Below are 14,573 nucleotides of genomic sequence, written 5' to 3' on the forward strand. Positions count from 1 at the left end.
CCATCGCCTAGGAAAGAAGGCGGCCCGGCGCCGCCTTTTTTCCGCCGTGGGAGAAGCCCCCTTGAAATCGCGTCGTCCATCGTTCGAACAGCTGCGCCCTGTGGCGTGCCTCGCGGCCGCCCTGTGCGCGCTCGTGCCCGCGCACGCGTACACCGTCAGCATCAGCTCCGCATCGCGTTCGCTGTACCTGCAGGTCGGCGTCGGCAACATGACGACCGGCAACGTCAACACCGCCGGCAACAACGCGACGCAAAACAACGTGACCGTGACGGTGCCCGCTGCGGCGCTGTTCACCGGCGGCGCGCAGACGATGAGCACCGACAGCAACGTCACGGCCAGCCCGATCGACGGCGCGGCCTACTGCACGCCCGCGGGGAAGGTCTATATCGGCAGCTTCTTCCGCTCCACCGGTGCCGCCGGCAGCGCCACGCTGACCGTGAGCACGCCGGTGTCGCTGTCCAGTGCCAACGCGACCATTCCGTTCAGCACCATCGCGTGGACCAGCCCCGGTACCGCGCCGTACAACTCGGAGATCGCGGCCGGCTCGTTCAGCAGCACCTTGCTCACGCTGGCCACCGTCGCCCGCAACACCTGGTCGGAAAGCTGCCTGCTGTTCACCTACTCCAATCCGGGCATCGTGCCCGCCGGCACCTTCACCGGCACGGCCACCTACACGCTGACGGCCCCATGACAAAAAACGCTTGCCGCGCGTTCGCCGCCGCCGCACTGCTGGCCCTGCTCGCGGCGCAGGCGAATGCGGCCACCTACCGCGTGGACGACACCGGCACCGTGGTCGGCCAGCCGGTCACGCCGATGCGCTGGCGCCAGCCCGTGCCCGGCCGCGTCGCGGACAACACCGTCGACGGGCAGGTCTCGGTGGCGCTGCGCCTGAACCTGTCGCAGTGGGTGATGCGCCAGGCCCGCATCTACATGCTGCTGGCCCCGACCGAGAACGAGCGGCTGGTTGCCACCTGGCGCACCCAGGGCCGGCTGCTGCCGGGGACCATGCGCGGCGGCGACCGCGTGCTGGTCTACGAGGGCGTGGTGCGCGAACCCTTCCTGCAGGAAACCATCCTGCTGAACCTCACTGCCGACGGCCGCGCGCTCGAGCGCGCCCAGTCGCTGCAATTCAACTTCGAGATCGAGATGACGCCATGACGCGCGCGATCGGACTTCTTCTTTCTTCCCGCCTTCTGCGCGCACTGGCGCTGATGGCTATTCCCGCATGGGCGGCCCTCGCGGGCACCAGCGCACAGGCTCAGTTCGCGCTGGCCGTCTCGCCCCCGCGGCTGGAACTGACCGGCAAGCCCGGCGAGCGCGTGCGCGACGTGATCGAACTCACCCACTCGGACGCGCGCCAGGGCGAGTACACCTTCAAGACCGCCGACTGGACGCTCAAGCCCGATGGTTCGGTCGACTTCAGCGACGAGCTGGTGCCGGGCAGCTGCCGGCCCTGGGTGGCCATCGAGCGCCGCGAGCTCAGCATCGCCGCCGGCAAGCCCTACCGCTACCGCTTCGAGGTGACGCCTCCGCCCGGCACGCCGCCGATGGAGTGCCGCTTTGCCGTGCTGATCGAGGGCAAGGAGCACACCACCGCGCCCGGCACCCCGATGGCGATGGCCGCGCGCATCGGCGTCATCGCCTATGTGGCGATCGGCGACGTGCAGCCTGTGCTCGACATTGCCGGCACCACCGTGAAGACGGTGAACGGCCAGGCCCAGCCGGTGCTGCGCATCCGCAATACCGGCACGGCGCACGGCCGGCTCGCGGGCTTCCTGAGCGGCACCGATGCCAGCGGCGCGCGGCTCGAGTTCCAGCCCGCCACCACGCCCATCATGGCGGGCGAGACGCGCGACATCGCGCTCACGGCGACCAAGCCCGGCGACACGGACACGGCCGTCGCGGTGCGCTTTCCGGTCACGGTGACCGGCTCGCTCGAATGGGGCAAGAGCGGCTCCTTCAAAGTCAACGAACGCTTCGCTCAATGAAGAAGCGGGCCCTGCGTACCGCGCTCGGACTCTGCAGCGCAGGCACGGCCCTGGCCGGCGCCTGGGCCCAGGTGCCGGCGCCAGCAGGCGCCGCGCCGGCCGCGACCGCCGCCTACGTCGACCGCGTGCTCGAAGAGGGCCCCGTGGTGCCCGAAGCCCCCGCGCAGACCGAAGAGCCCAGCACCGGCTGGCCGCGTGGCTGGAGCACCGAGCTGCAGGCCAGCCAGCAGCGCAGCGGCAGCGTCAAGACGCAGAGCCAGACGCTGAATTTCTCGGGCTTTCTCGACACGCCCAACTACGGCGCCTTCTCCGCCAACCTCAACCTGAACCGCAACCCCGCGCCGGTGTACGGCTACGGCGTGTTCGGCAGCAGCGGCTCGTCCTACAGCGTCCTGCCCTTCACCGCGAGCAACAACAGCACCTGGCGCATCGACCAGCGCGCGATGCCCTTCGACGGTGGCTGGTTCGGCAACAGCGCCATCGGCAACATCAACATGGCCAACACGCCGCTCGCGCGGGGCGTCGGCCGGGTGTTCCTGCCCAGCCTGCCGATCGAAGGCGCGTCGGTGAGCATCGAGCAGCCGGGCCGCACGCAGTTCAATGCCTCGGCCGGCCGCCTGGGCTACTTCGACGGGCTCGCCTTCCAGGGTTTTTCGGCTGGCCGTGGCACGGCGGCCAGCGTCGGCGCGCAGACGCAGATCGCCGGCGGCGACGGCCCCCTGGCGCTGGGCCGCACCGATGCCGCGGTGCAGTTCGTCGAGGCGCGCAACGTCAGCACCAACGGCGTGACCGGCTACGCGCGCGACACCCGCACGCTGTGGGGCGCCGTCTCGTGGCAGGGGCTCGCGCCCTGGGCCGATGCGCTCGGCAGCGGCACCGGCGGTATCGGCGACCGCGTCGGCGGCATGCGCGTGCAGGCCAACCTCGTGCACAGCGCGGGGCGGCCATCGGACGCGACCTCGCAAGCAGCCTCCGACTCGGCCACCGGCGGCTGGGTCGATGCCGCATGGCGCACCGACTGGCTGCAGCAGAACGCCTCTGTGTTCTATTTCCAGCCTTCGCTGCGCTGGGGCTCGGACACGCTGCCCAACAACCTGCGCGGCGCTTCGTGGCGCGGCGACATCTCGACCCGGCAATGGCAACTGGGTGGCAGCGTCGAGCTGAGCGACAGCGTGAGCGGGGCCTCGCAGCGCTCGCTCTATGCCAACGCCTTCGGCCGCTACCGCTTCGATTCGCGCGACGCGATCTCGGGCAATGTGGCCGCGCGCAGCGGCAGCTACGCCGCGCAATCGGCCCAGGTGACGTGGGAGCACCAGTCCGACTGGGGCTACACGCAGTGGCGCACCGAGGTGGCTCATGGCGTCGACCTGCGCGTGCTGCGCACCGGCGTCGACCACGCCTGGCGCGTCGGCGAAGCGCAGACGCTCTCGACCTCGCTGGCCATCGAGCAGTCGAGCCGTTCGGGCACGAGCCTGCGCGCCGTGTACTGGGGCCTGCTCGGCACCACGCCGCTTGTGGCCGGTGCGCGGCTCGACCTGAGCCTGCGCGGCAGCAATGGCATCGGCGGCAATGGCACGCGCTTTCTCAGTGCCAATGCACGGCTGGCGTGGCCGCTGGGCAGCGGCTGGTCGTTCATCACGCAGATCACCGCCTCGCGCGGGCAGGAGGCGCTCGACCCGACGGTGGTGTCGGCCCTTACGACCGCCACGCTGCAGCCGACGCTGGTCGTGCCATCGACGCGCTCGTTCATGCTGGTGCTGCGCTACGAAGGCCGCGCGGGTTCTGCCAGTGCCCCCATCGGCGGCGCGCCGGGCGTGGGCGATGGCCGGCTCGAAGGCCATGTGTTCTTCGACCAGAACAACAACGGCCGGCGCGAGGCGAACGAGGGCGGCGTCGCCGGCGTCACGGTGCGCATCGACCGCCGCTACGTCACCCAGACCGATGCCCAGGGCTTCTACAGCTTTCCGTCGGTGGCCGGCGGCAGCCACGAGGTCGAGCTGGTCCAGGACAACCTGCCCTTGCCGTGGAGCAGCCCCGGCTCGCCCACCCAGCGCGTCGATATTCGCGTGCGCGGCACGGCCGTGGCCGACTTCCCGGTCCAGAAAGACCGCTGAAGCGGGCGCTGGCCCTCGGAGGTCCGGCGCCCTACACTTTTCCGCCTCGCTGCCGATATCCGGAGATCGGGCGCCCATGCCGCGCCTGAACCTCATGTTCTTACGGATCGGGCCTTATGACGGGAACTTGGCTTCAACCGGGCCGCGGCGCGCACCGTCGCGGTTTGCGGGGCTTTGCGGTCGCGCTGTGCCTGGCGCCGATGCTGTGCGTTGCCGAGTCCATGCACGGCGCCAGCTCCGCGACCAGCCAGTTGCGCATCACGGTGATCGTGCCGCCCGTGTTCCGCGTGCTGCAGGTCACGCCGACCAGCGAGGGCTATGACTACCGTGTGTGGACCAACATGCGGTCGGTCGTCTTCGGCGGGCGCGAATACCGGTTCGACCGGATCGGCGAGACCACGCTGCGCCTGCGGACATCGCCCGACCAGGTGTGGATGGTTCACGGGCTGTAGCCGCCGTTGTCCTTCGCAAGAAAGAAAGACCGACCGATCAGGCCTTGATCCCGCACCCGTTCAACACGAACGCCACCAGCTCGCGCGCGATGGGTTCGCGCTCGATCGGTGCATCGCGCGGCAGGCCGAGCATCACGCGCGTCTGGATCGCGTAGTCGGCATAGCTCTGGGTCATGGCCCAGATGTGCATCAGCAGGATGCGGGCGTCGAGCGGACGCATCAGGCCGCGTGCGATCCAGCCGTTGATGACGTCCACCTTCTTCTGCGTCCATGCCCTGGCGTTGGGCCAGTAGCGGTCGAGGTTGCGGCCGCCGTCGAGCACCTCGCGCGTGAAGATGCGCGAGATCTCGGGGTTGTCGAAGGCGTGGTCCAGCTTCTTGCGGATGTAGTCGCCGAGCACCGTGGCCGGATCGCTGGCGTCCTCGAACGAGAACACCACCTTCCAGTCGTGCAGTACCTGCATCAGCAGCTCTTCGTACAGCTCTTCCTTGCCCGCGATGTAGTAATGAAGCTGGGGCTTGGTGAGCCCGGCGCGCGCCGCGATGGCCTGGGTCGAGGTGCCCTTCAGGCCGTGCAGGCTGAACTCGGTCACCGCCGCGGTGCGGATCGCGGCCATGATGCGTTCGCGTCCCGGGCGCGCGCGCGACAGAGGACCGTCGGGGGCGGGCATTTCCTGGGCTGTCGAGGGGGTGAGGGTGGCGGGATCGACGTTCATGGCGGTGGGGCGGGTGCGCCCGGCTGATGGTAATCCCTAGGTGAATCGGCCTTCGATGCGGCCCGTTTGCAGGCCGGTTCACCCCGGCGCATGACCGCATGCCTTGCCCGCATGGCGATGCCGTGCATGCGGGCACGGTTCATGTATCTTCCTCGCCGCCTCGAAAAATTATCCTCAAACCAAGGAGCCTTTCATGTACCTTTCTCCCCGTTTCCGTGCCTTCGCGGCCGGTGCCGCACTGCTCGCGGCCAGCGCTCTGGCGCAGGCCCAGCAGGCGCTGCCCAATGTGGTGATTCTTGCCACCGGCGGCACCATCGCCGGCGCTGGCGCCTCGGCCGTCAACAGCGCGACCTACGCGGCCGCCAAGGTCGGTGTCGAGAAGCTGATCGCTGGCCTGCCGGAGCTTTCCAAGGTTGCCAACGTGCGCGGCGAGCAGGTGTTCCAGGTCGCATCCGAAAGCCTCACCAACGACAACCTGCTGACGCTGGCCAAGCGCGTCTCGGCGCTGTCCAAGCAGTCGGACGTGGATGGCATCGTCATCACGCACGGCACCGACACGCTGGAAGAAACCGCCTACTTCCTCACGCTGACCGTGCACACCAACAAGCCGATCGTGGTGGTCGGCTCGATGCGTCCGGGCACGGCGCTGTCGGCCGACGGCGCGCTCAACCTGTATGACGCCGTGAACGTGGCGGGCAGCAAGGACGCGATGGGCAAGGGCGTGCTGGTGACGATGAACGACAACATCGACAGCGGCCGCGACGTGAGCAAGAACGTCAACATCAAGACCAACGCCTTCTCCAGCCAGTGGGGCCCGCTCGGCATGATCGTCGAGGGCAAGAACTACTGGTTCCGCGCACCGGTCAAGCGCCACACCATGAACTCGGAGTTCGACATCGACAGCATCACCGCGCTGCCGCCGGTCGAGATCGCCATGGGCTACGAAGGCGTGTCGTCCATCGCCATCGACGCGATCGCCAAGAGCGGTGCCAAGGCGTTGATCCATGGCGGCACGGGCAATGGCTCGGTGGCCGACCGCATCGTTCCGAACCTGCAGAAGGCGCGCGCCGACGGCGTGATCGTCATTCGCAGCTCGCGCGTGCCCGATGGCTTCGTGATCCGCAATGCCGAGCAGCCCGACGACAAGTACGACTGGGTGGTGGCACACGACCTGCGCCCGCAGAAGGCACGCATCCTGGCCATGGTCGCATTGACGAAGACCAGCAACACCAAGGAACTGCAGCGCATCTTCTGGGAGTACTGATCGATCCGCCGGTCGATTGATTCCAGTGACCTGAACCGGGCCGCGGGGGCATCAGCCTCCGCGGCCTTTTTGCCGGGCGAAGGCCCGGCTACCGCGTCCCGCGATGGTGCCGCGCGTACTCGATGCTCGCGATGCAGATCGCCAGCCACGCCCCGCCCGAGCACAGCCCCGCGAGCACGTCGGTCGGGAAGTGCGCCCGAACGAAGATGCGGCTGCAGGCCACGGTGATGACCACGGCCGTGGCCGCCATCACCGACGCCACGCGCCAGCGCGGCGGCAGCATGCGCAGCCCCAGGTAGCCCAGCATGCCGTAGAGCACCATCGAGCCGGAGCTGTGGCCGCTCGGAAAGCTGAAGCCCGAGACCAGCGCGAAGCCTTCCTCGTGAATCGGCCGTGCACGCTCGAAGATGTGCTTGAGCACGTGGTTCAGCACCGCGTTGCCGATACTGGCCGCCAGCCACCCGGCGGCAAAGCCGCGATGCCCGCGCAGCCACAGCAAGGCCGCCACCAGCACGCAGAGCGACCCCATGAACCACGGGTCGCCCAGGTGGGTGAGCCACATGAACATGTCCCGCACGGCCACCGGCGTGTGGGCGCCGACGGCGTTGCTGATCGACTCGTCCAGCAGCCCCATCGGCCGGCCGTTGCCCAGCCCTTCGGCCACCTCGGCGAACGCATGCGCCAGCCCGAGCACCGCGACAAGGCCGACGGCCAGCCCACCGAACAGCAGGCGCGCCCCCGGTTCGGGCTGCGCAGCATGCCGGCGCCGAAGGTGCTCGAAGCCCCAGGCCGCGAGGCCGGCACCGGCGGTCAGCACGGCCAGCAACACCAGGAAGCCGGGCCAGGCCTGGGCGCCGATGCGCTCGCCCAGGGCGGTCAATGCGGTGTGATCAACGGGCATGGTCGGAGGGCGCGGACGGCGAGGGCAGGCGAATCACGATGTATGGCGTCGGTTCCAAAAGGGGGAGATCGAGCATAGCCGCCCGCTCCCGACCGCCCGCTGCCTCGTAAAATAGCCGGTTCGTTGCGCCGCGGGGTTCTCCCACCGGGCGGCCGCCTTCACGCAGAGCCATGCTGACCTTCCAACAAATCATTCTCAAACTGCAGTCGTACTGGGCCGACCAAGGCTGTGCGCTGCTGCAACCGTACGACATGGAAGTGGGCGCGGGCACCTCGCACACCGCCACCTTCCTGCGCGCCCTCGGCCCGGAACCCTGGAAGGCCGCCTACGTGCAGCCCAGCCGCCGCCCCAAGGACGGCCGCTATGGCGAGAACCCGAACCGCGGCCAGCACTACTACCAGTACCAGGTCGTGCTGAAGCCCGCGCCGTCGAACATCCTCGAGCTGTACCTCGGCAGCCTCGAAGCACTGGGCTTCGACCTGAAGAAGAACGACATCCGCTTTGTGGAAGACGACTGGGAGAACCCCACGCTCGGCGCCTGGGGCTTGGGCTGGGAGGTCTGGCTCAATGGCATGGAAGTGACGCAGTTCACCTACTTCCAGCAGGTCGGCGGCCTCGACTGCAAGCCCATCACCGGCGAGATCACCTACGGCCTCGAACGGCTGGCCATGTACCTGCAGGGCGTGGAGAACATGTACGACCTGGTGTGGACCGAAGGCCATGGCGGCAACAAGCTCACCTATGGCGACGTGTTCAAGCAGAACGAGGTCGAACAGTCGGCCTACAACTTCGAGCACAGCGACGCCGAGTTCCTTTTCACCGCCTTCGCCGCGCACGAGAAGCAGGCCAAGCACCTCATGACCGAGCAGCTCGCGCTGCCGGCCTACGAGCAGGTGCTGAAAGCCGCGCACAGCTTCAACCTGCTCGACGCGCGCGGCGCGATCAGCGTGACCGAACGCGCGGCCTACATCGGCCGCATCCGCAACCTGGCGCGCAGCGTGGCGCAGAGCTACTACGACAGCCGCGAGCGGCTGGGCTTCCCGATGGCGCCGCGCGAATGGGTCGCGCAGATGCCGCCGAAGAAACCCGCCTGACCCCACCGCCCATCAACCCGCCATGCCAACGATCTTCACCCACGTCGCCGTCCCCGTCTGCGCAGCCATTGCGCTGGGCAAGCGGCGCGTGCCGGTGGCGGCGTTGCTCGTGGGCATGCTCGCGGCCATCGTGCCGGACTTCGACGGCCTCGCCTTCAAGCTCGGCATCGCCTATGGCGGCATGGGCGGCCACCGCGGCTTCACGCACACCCTGCTGTTCGCGCTGGTGTTCGGCCTCGTCGGCTGGTGGCTCGCGCCGCGCTGGGGCATGCGCCGCGCGACGGGCTGGGCGTGGATCGCGCTGTGCACCGTGTCGCATCCGCTGCTGGACATGCTGACCAACGGCGGCATCGGCATCGCCTTCTTCTGGCCGTTCAGCGACGTGCGCTACTTCAGCCCGTGGCGGCCCATCGAGGTGTCGCCGATCGCGCTCAAGCGTTTCTTCTCGCCGCGCGGCGCGCAGGTGCTGCTCAATGAGATGTTCACCGTCTGGGCACCGCTGCTGGTGGTGGCGGTGCTTGCGCTCGTGGCGCGCCGCAGCGTGGAGCGGCGCGACGGCGCCGTCGCCGCATGAACCGTTTCTCTTTCTCTTTCCCTTCCACGGTGCCGCATTGCTGCGTGCCCGTGACCGGCGCCGCTTGCGGCGCAGTTTTCGTCCTATCCCTCTGAGCCATGTCGTCTGCCAGCCTTCTTGTCGAACTGTTTGTCGAGGAATTGCCACCCAAGGCGTTGAAGAAGCTCGGTGACGCCTTTGCCGGCGTGCTGCGCGACCAGCTGGTGGCGCAGGGGCTTGCCGAAGCGGGTGCGGTGCTGACCGCCTACGCCTCGCCGCGCCGCCTGGCCGCGCACATCACGCACGTGGCCGAGCGCGCCGCCGACAAGGCCGTGTCGCAAAAGCTCATGCCCGTGGCCGTGGGCCTCGATGCATCGGGCCAGCCCACGCCGGCGCTGCTCAAGCGCCTGGGTGCGCTCGGCGCCGACGCCTCGGCCGTGCCCGGCCTCAAGCGCGCGATGGACGGCAAGGCCGAAGCACTGTTCTACGAAAGCACCGCCAAGGGCGCGACGCTGGCCGAGGGCCTGCAGAAGGCGCTGGCCGAAGCCATTGCCAAGCTGCCGATTCCGAAGGTCATGAGCTACCAGCTCGAAAGCGGCTGTGAGCTGCCGGGCTGGACCAGCGTGAGCTTCGTGCGTCCCGCGCACGGCCTCGTCGCGCTGCATGGCGATGCCGTCGTGCCCGTCGAGGCGCTGGGCCTCCAGGCCGGCCGCGAAACGCACGGCCACCGCTTCGAGGCGGCGGTCGATCCGGTCGTGCTGCGCGATGCCAACGGCTATGCACTGCAACTGCAGGAAGACGGCGCGGTCATCGCGAGCTTCGAGGCGCGCCGCGCCGAAATCGCACGCCAGCTGGCAGCCGCCGCGGTGAAGGTCGGCGGAGGCTCGGTGCCCATCCACGACGACGCGCTGCTCGATGAAGTGACCGCGCTGGTCGAACGCCCCAACGTGCTGGTCTGCAGCTTCGAGCGCGAGTTCCTCGAAGTGCCGCAGGAATGCCTGATCCTCACGATGAAGGCCAACCAGAAGTACTTTCCGTTGCTCGACGCGTCGAACAAGCTCACGAACCAGTTCCTGGTGGTCAGCAACATCAGCCCCGACGATGCGAGCGCGGTGATCGGCGGCAACGAGCGCGTGGTGCGCCCGCGCTTGGCCGATGCCAAGTTCTTCTTCGACCAGGACCGCAAGAAGTCGCTGGCCTCGCGCGTCGAGTCGCTGGGCAAGGTGGTCTATCACAACAAGCTCGGCACGCAGGGCGAGCGCGTGCAGCGCGTGATGCACATCGCGCGCGGCATTGCCGAAAAGATCGGTGACACCACGCTCGCCGCGCTGGCAACACAAGCCGCCCAACTCGCCAAGGCCGACCTCGTAACAGACATGGTCGGAGAGTTTCCCGAGCTGCAAGGCACCATGGGGCGCTACTACGCGCTGCATGATGGGCTTGATATCTTGGTGGCCAATGCAATCGAGGACCACTACAAGCCGCGATTCTCCGGAGACGACTTGCCTCGCAACGAAGTAGGTGCAGTTGTAGCCTTGGCCGACAAGCTCGAAACCTTGGTCGGTATGTTTGGCATTGGTAACTTGCCAACCGGCGATAAAGATCCGTTTGCGTTGCGCCGCCACGCCCTCGGCGTGATTCGTATCTTGGCTGATGAAGAGTCCCCTCTTTTTCCAGCGCCCTCACTGGACGTCCTGCTGAAGCTGGCTATTCCGGTTTTCGGGGAGCGCATTTCGGACCCCTTGGCAGAGCTGCTCGACTTTTTCTACGAGCGTATCGCCAGTAGTTATCGTGGTTCGATTTTCAGTACGCAGCAGGTCGATGCAGTTTTGGCGTTGCGGCCGAGCCGACTTGGCGAAATTGACCAGAGACTCTTGGCCGTCCGCTCTTTCGCTGCGCTGCCTGAGGCGCCTGCGCTGGCCGCTGCCAACAAGCGCATCGGCAACATCCTCAAGAAGGCACCCGAGGCCGACGCACACGTGAGCGAGCTGCTGCTGCAGGAGCCCGCCGAGAAAGCGCTGCACGCGGCCATGGCGCAGGTCGTGCCCGCCGCCAACGCGCAGTTCGACGCCGGCGACTACACCGCCTCATTGCAGACGCTGGCCGCGCTGCGCGAGCCGGTCGATGCCTTCTTCGACGGCGTGATGGTCAACGCCGAGCAGGCTGACCTGCGCCTGAACCGCCTGGGCCTGCTGATGTCGCTGCACGCCGCGATGAACCGCGTGGCGCAGCTCGAGCGGCTGGCCGTCTGAGTCCGATTTTCCAGGCAACCTCACCATGGGTGGCACCGCCATGAAACTCGTCATCCTCGACCGCAACGGCACGATCAACGTGCACCGCGAAGATTTCGTCAAGAGCGACATCGAGTGGACGCCGTTGCCCGGCGCGCTGGAGGCGGTGGCGCGGCTCAACCATGCGGGCTGGCACGTGGTGATCGCGTCCAACCAGTCGGGCCTGGGGCGCGGCCTGTTCGACATGGCTTCACTCAATGCCATGCACGCCAAGATGCACAAGATGCTCGCGGCGGTGGGCGGCAAGGTCGATGCGGTGTTCTATTGCCCGCACAGCCCCGACGAAGACTGCGAGTGCCGCAAGCCGAAGCCGGGCCTGTTCCTGCAGATCGGCGACCGCTACGGCATCGATCTGAAGGGCGTGCCGACGGCCGGCGACAGCCTGCGCGATTTGCAAGCCGGCGCCGCCGCCGGCTGCGAGCCGCACCTGCTGCTCACGGGCATGGGCGCGGCCTGCATCGGCGTCGATCCGCTGCCGCCCGAATATCCGGCGAACACGATGGTTCACGAGAGCCTCGCCGCCTTTGTCGACTTTCTGCTTGTGCGCGAAGCACAGGCTGCACTGCAGGTAGCTGTCTGATGGCGTTTTTCCGTTCCGTTCTCCACGCCCTGTGGATGCTCGTCACCGTCGTGCCCTGGGGCATCATCATGTGCGTCAGCTCGCTCTGGAAGCGCGGGATTCCGCTCTACTGGATGGCGGCGCGGTGGCTCGGGTGGGCCATCGGCGGCGCACGGGTGCTGCTGGGCATCAAGACGCGCGTGAGCGGCATGGAGAACCTGCCGACCGACAAGCTCGCGGGCGCGGTGCTGCTGGTCAAGCACCAGTCCACGCTCGAAACCTTCCTCATGCCCACGCTGATGCCGCACCCGCTGGCCTACGTGTTCAAGAAAGAGCTGATCTACGTGCCGTTCTTCGGCTGGGCGATGGCGCGGCTGGACATGATCCACATCGATCGCAGCCAGCGCGCGCAGGCCTTCAACAAGGTGGTCAACCAGGGCCGCAAGCTGCTGGCGCAGGGCATCTGGATCATCATGTTCCCCGAAGGCACGCGCATTCCGCGCGGCCAGAAAGGCACCTACAAGAGCGGCGGCACGCGGCTGGCCTGCGAGACGGGCGTGCCGGTGATCCCGATTGCCGTCACCTCGGCCAAGGTCTGGCCGCGCAAGGCCTTCATCAAGCGTCCGGGCGTGGTCGATGTGTCCATCGGCCCAGCGATCCCGAGCGTGGGCCGCAAGCCCGACGAACTGATGCGCGAGGTCGAAGCCTGGATCGAGGCCGAGATGCGCCGCCTCGACCCCGAGGCCTACGTCGACAGCCCGCAGCAGCCGCAACCCCTGCCGTCGTCGCCATCGGACGCACGCTGAACAAGGCATCCGATATGCGGGGGCTGCTGCAGTTCACGATGGACCTGTTCGAGGGGCTGGGGAGCGAGTTCGCGCCGCAGCCGCCCGCGCCGCCCAAGCGGGCAAAGAAGCCCAAGCCGCCGATGCTGCCGCCCGCTGCCGTGGCCCCGTCGACGCCACCGTCACCCCTGACGCAGGAAGACCGGGACGCACCGCCCGCGGTTCCGTTGTCGGACACGCTGACCCTTGCGAACTTCGTGCACCCGCAGGCCACGCGTGAAGTGGTGCTGGGCTCGGCGCGCGTGGCGTATGAGTTCAAGCGCGGCAAGCGCAAGACCATCGGCTTCCTGGTGGGCGCCGAAGGCCTGTCGGTGCGCGCGCCGCGCTGGGTGGCATTGCGCGATGTCGATGCCGCGATCCGCGAGAAGGCCGACTGGATCCTGCGCAAGCTCACCGAGACGCAGCAGCGCCATGCGCGGGTCGAGGCCACGCGCATCGACTGGAAAGACGGCGCCGAATTTCCCTTCATGGGCGAGCCGGTGGTGATCCAGCTCGACCCGAAGCACGGCTTTGCGAGCGTCGGAGGCACGCTCGACGCGGCCGAGGGCGACGGCCCCCGCACGTTGCGGCTGGCGGTGGCGCAGAACGCCGAGCCCTCGCAGATCCGCGATGCGGCGCAGGCCTGGCTCATGCGGCAGGCGCGGCGCCTGTTCATCGAGCGGCTCGATCACTTCGCGCCCCGGCTCGGGGTGAGCTGGCAGAAGCTGTCGCTGTCGAATGCGGCAACGCGTTGGGGCAGCGCGAGCGCAGACGGATCGATCCGCCTCAACTGGCGGTTGATCCATTTCGGGCTGCCGGTGATCGACTACGTGGTCGCGCACGAGCTGGCCCACCTGCGGGTGATGGACCACTCGCACCGCTTTTGGGAAACGGTCGAGAGCGTGGTACCCGACTACGACGTCCTGCGGCAGAAGCTGAAGGACGAAGCCGTCCCTCGCTGGTCGTAGAAGAAAAAAGAAAGCCTCAGCGGGCGTGCGTGACGCCGCCGTCGACCACCAGCGTCGAGCCCATCACGTAGTCGCCGGCGCGCGACGCCAGGTAGATGGCGGCGCCGGCCATGTCTTCGGGCACGCCGATGCGCCCGGCCGGAATGCGTTCCTTGACCTCGTCCGCGTGGTCGCGCGCCACCTTGTTCATGTCCGACGCAAACGCACCGGGTGCGATCGCGCTCACCACGATGCGGTCTTGCGCAAGGCGCAGCGCCATGCGCCGCGTGAGCTGGATCAGACCGGCCTTGCTGGCCGCGTAGGAGTACGTTTCCTGCGGGTTGATCGAGATGCCGTCGATCGACGCGATGTTGATGACCTTGGCCAGATGATCGGTCGCGGCCTTCTTGAGCATCGGCGTCAGCGCCTTCGTGAGGAAGAAGGGGGTCTTCAGGTTCAGGTCGACCACCTTGTCCCAGCCGCTTTCCGGAAACTCCTCGTACGGCGCGCCCCAGGCGGCACCGGCGTTGTTGACGAGGATGTCGAGCGAGCCTTCATGTTTGGCGTAGGCATCGACCAGCGCCTGCGCGCCTTCCACCGTCGACACGTCGGCTGGCAGCGACACGCAGTGGCCGAAAGCCGACAGCTCCTTCGCGGTCTGGTCGCAGGCCGCCGCCTTGCGCGCCGAGATGTACACACGCGCGCCCTGCGCCAGGAAGCCTTCGGCGATCATGCGGCCGATGCCGCGCGAGCCGCCGGTGATCAAGGCGCTGCGGCCCTTCAGCGAGAAGAGTTGGGTGGTGTCCATGGTGCAGGTGTCTCCTGAATGAGAAAGAGGGGTTTCAGGAAACGAGCTTAGTGCGCGGCGCGT

15 protein-coding genes are annotated in these 14,573 nt (G+C 67.9%); 12 read left to right on the forward strand and 3 right to left on the reverse strand.

Going from position 1 to position 14,573, the window contains the following annotated elements; all coding sequences use genetic code 11:
- The first annotated feature begins 61 nt into the window (after positions 1-61).
- The 5 genes from BLQ28_RS27575 (at position 62) to BLQ28_RS27590 (ending at position 4,554) form a co-directional block, all read left to right on the forward strand.
- Positions 62-691, forward strand: a complete 630-nt coding sequence (locus tag BLQ28_RS27575) for a hypothetical protein (protein ID WP_143012585.1) — start codon at positions 62-64, stop codon at positions 689-691.
- Complete coding sequence (locus tag BLQ28_RS27580; RefSeq protein WP_093246527.1) at positions 688-1,158, forward strand: hypothetical protein; 471 nt, start codon at positions 688-690, stop codon at positions 1,156-1,158. The genes BLQ28_RS27575 and BLQ28_RS27580 overlap by 4 nt, the downstream gene beginning before the upstream one ends.
- Positions 1,155-1,988, forward strand: coding sequence for a COG1470 family protein (locus tag BLQ28_RS33095; RefSeq protein ID WP_176801241.1), 834 nt, complete (start codon positions 1,155-1,157; stop codon positions 1,986-1,988). Before BLQ28_RS27580 ends, BLQ28_RS33095 begins: the two co-directional genes overlap by 4 nt.
- A complete protein-coding gene (locus BLQ28_RS27585; protein ID WP_176801242.1) occupies positions 1,985-4,102 on the forward strand; it encodes an SdrD B-like domain-containing protein in 2,118 nt (705 codons plus the stop codon). The genes BLQ28_RS33095 and BLQ28_RS27585 overlap by 4 nt, the downstream gene beginning before the upstream one ends.
- A gap of 116 nt (positions 4,103-4,218) precedes the next feature.
- Complete coding sequence (locus BLQ28_RS27590) at positions 4,219-4,554, forward strand: hypothetical protein (protein ID WP_143012586.1); 336 nt, start codon at positions 4,219-4,221, stop codon at positions 4,552-4,554.
- A 37-nt stretch (positions 4,555-4,591) separates the two neighbouring features.
- Here BLQ28_RS27590 and BLQ28_RS27595 read toward each other — a convergent pair whose 3' ends face one another.
- Positions 4,592-5,269, reverse strand: a complete 678-nt coding sequence (locus BLQ28_RS27595) for a TetR/AcrR family transcriptional regulator (protein ID WP_176801243.1) — start codon at positions 5,267-5,269, stop codon at positions 4,592-4,594.
- A gap of 193 nt (positions 5,270-5,462) precedes the next feature.
- Between BLQ28_RS27595 and BLQ28_RS27600 the strand changes: the two genes are divergently transcribed.
- Positions 5,463-6,533, forward strand: coding sequence for an asparaginase (locus tag BLQ28_RS27600; RefSeq protein ID WP_093246531.1), 1,071 nt, complete (start codon positions 5,463-5,465; stop codon positions 6,531-6,533).
- A gap of 88 nt (positions 6,534-6,621) precedes the next feature.
- On the opposite strand, the gene BLQ28_RS27605 is transcribed toward BLQ28_RS27600, so the two are convergent.
- On the reverse strand, positions 6,622-7,434 hold the full coding sequence (locus BLQ28_RS27605; protein WP_093246532.1) for a phosphatase PAP2 family protein: 813 nt from the start codon (positions 7,432-7,434) through the stop codon (positions 6,622-6,624).
- A gap of 170 nt (positions 7,435-7,604) precedes the next feature.
- Here BLQ28_RS27605 and glyQ point away from each other — a divergent pair, with 170 nt between their 5' ends.
- The 6 genes from glyQ to BLQ28_RS27635 all read left to right on the forward strand — a co-directional run bounded on the left by glyQ (position 7,605) and on the right by BLQ28_RS27635 (position 13,723).
- Positions 7,605-8,528 (forward strand): glycine--tRNA ligase subunit alpha, encoded by a 924-nt coding sequence (gene glyQ / locus BLQ28_RS27610; protein ID WP_093246533.1) that lies wholly within the window; start codon positions 7,605-7,607, stop codon positions 8,526-8,528.
- 22 nt (positions 8,529-8,550) lie between these two features.
- Positions 8,551-9,102: a metal-dependent hydrolase gene (locus BLQ28_RS27615; protein ID WP_093246534.1), complete on the forward strand. Its 552-nt coding sequence runs from the start codon at positions 8,551-8,553 to the stop codon at positions 9,100-9,102.
- A gap of 98 nt (positions 9,103-9,200) precedes the next feature.
- Positions 9,201-11,333 carry a glycine--tRNA ligase subunit beta gene (glyS, locus tag BLQ28_RS27620; protein WP_093246535.1) on the forward strand — a complete coding sequence of 711 codons (2,133 nt, stop codon included), beginning with the start codon at positions 9,201-9,203 and terminating at the stop codon, positions 11,331-11,333.
- A gap of 25 nt (positions 11,334-11,358) precedes the next feature.
- On the forward strand, positions 11,359-11,952 hold the full coding sequence (gmhB, locus tag BLQ28_RS27625; RefSeq protein ID WP_093246536.1) for a D-glycero-beta-D-manno-heptose 1,7-bisphosphate 7-phosphatase: 594 nt from the start codon (positions 11,359-11,361) through the stop codon (positions 11,950-11,952).
- Entirely contained in the window at positions 11,952-12,737 is a 786-nt protein-coding gene (locus tag BLQ28_RS27630; RefSeq protein WP_093246537.1) for a lysophospholipid acyltransferase family protein, read from the forward strand. The genes gmhB and BLQ28_RS27630 overlap by 1 nt, the downstream gene beginning before the upstream one ends.
- Positions 12,738-12,751: 14 nt before the next feature.
- Positions 12,752-13,723 carry a M48 family metallopeptidase gene (locus BLQ28_RS27635; protein WP_256327485.1) on the forward strand — a complete coding sequence of 324 codons (972 nt, stop codon included), beginning with the start codon at positions 12,752-12,754 and terminating at the stop codon, positions 13,721-13,723.
- Between the two features lie 16 nt (positions 13,724-13,739).
- On the opposite strand, the gene BLQ28_RS27640 is transcribed toward BLQ28_RS27635, so the two are convergent.
- A complete protein-coding gene (locus tag BLQ28_RS27640; protein ID WP_093246538.1) occupies positions 13,740-14,510 on the reverse strand; it encodes an SDR family oxidoreductase in 771 nt (256 codons plus the stop codon).
- Between the last annotated feature and the right edge of the window lie 63 nt (positions 14,511-14,573).

Origin of the sequence: Variovorax sp. EL159 (genome assembly GCF_900100965.1) — a bacterium.
Taxonomy (GTDB): Bacteria; Pseudomonadota; Gammaproteobacteria; order Burkholderiales; family Burkholderiaceae_C; genus Variovorax.

What these genes read in the sequence shown, in the direction of transcription:
- BLQ28_RS27580 (WP_093246527.1), top strand. Translation starts at nt 688, where the DNA reads ATGACAAAAAACGCTTGCCGCGCGTTCGCCGCCGCCGCACTGCTGGCC.
- BLQ28_RS33095 (WP_176801241.1), top strand. Translation starts at nt 1,155, where the DNA reads ATGACGCGCGCGATCGGACTTCTTCTTTCTTCCCGCCTTCTGCGCGCA.
- BLQ28_RS27585 (WP_176801242.1), top strand. Translation starts at nt 1,985, where the DNA reads ATGAAGAAGCGGGCCCTGCGTACCGCGCTCGGACTCTGCAGCGCAGGC.
- BLQ28_RS27590 (WP_143012586.1), top strand. Translation starts at nt 4,219, where the DNA reads ATGACGGGAACTTGGCTTCAACCGGGCCGCGGCGCGCACCGTCGCGGT.
- BLQ28_RS27595 (WP_176801243.1), bottom strand. Translation starts at nt 5,269, where the DNA reads ATGAACGTCGATCCCGCCACCCTCACCCCCTCGACAGCCCAGGAAATG.
- BLQ28_RS27600 (WP_093246531.1), top strand. Translation starts at nt 5,463, where the DNA reads ATGTACCTTTCTCCCCGTTTCCGTGCCTTCGCGGCCGGTGCCGCACTG.
- BLQ28_RS27605 (WP_093246532.1), bottom strand. Translation starts at nt 7,434, where the DNA reads ATGCCCGTTGATCACACCGCATTGACCGCCCTGGGCGAGCGCATCGGC.
- glyQ (WP_093246533.1), top strand. Translation starts at nt 7,605, where the DNA reads ATGCTGACCTTCCAACAAATCATTCTCAAACTGCAGTCGTACTGGGCC.
- BLQ28_RS27615 (WP_093246534.1), top strand. Translation starts at nt 8,551, where the DNA reads ATGCCAACGATCTTCACCCACGTCGCCGTCCCCGTCTGCGCAGCCATT.
- glyS (WP_093246535.1), top strand. Translation starts at nt 9,201, where the DNA reads ATGTCGTCTGCCAGCCTTCTTGTCGAACTGTTTGTCGAGGAATTGCCA.
- gmhB (WP_093246536.1), top strand. Translation starts at nt 11,359, where the DNA reads ATGGGTGGCACCGCCATGAAACTCGTCATCCTCGACCGCAACGGCACG.
- BLQ28_RS27630 (WP_093246537.1), top strand. Translation starts at nt 11,952, where the DNA reads ATGGCGTTTTTCCGTTCCGTTCTCCACGCCCTGTGGATGCTCGTCACC.
- BLQ28_RS27635 (WP_256327485.1), top strand. Translation starts at nt 12,752, where the DNA reads ATGCGGGGGCTGCTGCAGTTCACGATGGACCTGTTCGAGGGGCTGGGG.
- BLQ28_RS27640 (WP_093246538.1), bottom strand. Translation starts at nt 14,510, where the DNA reads ATGGACACCACCCAACTCTTCTCGCTGAAGGGCCGCAGCGCCTTGATC.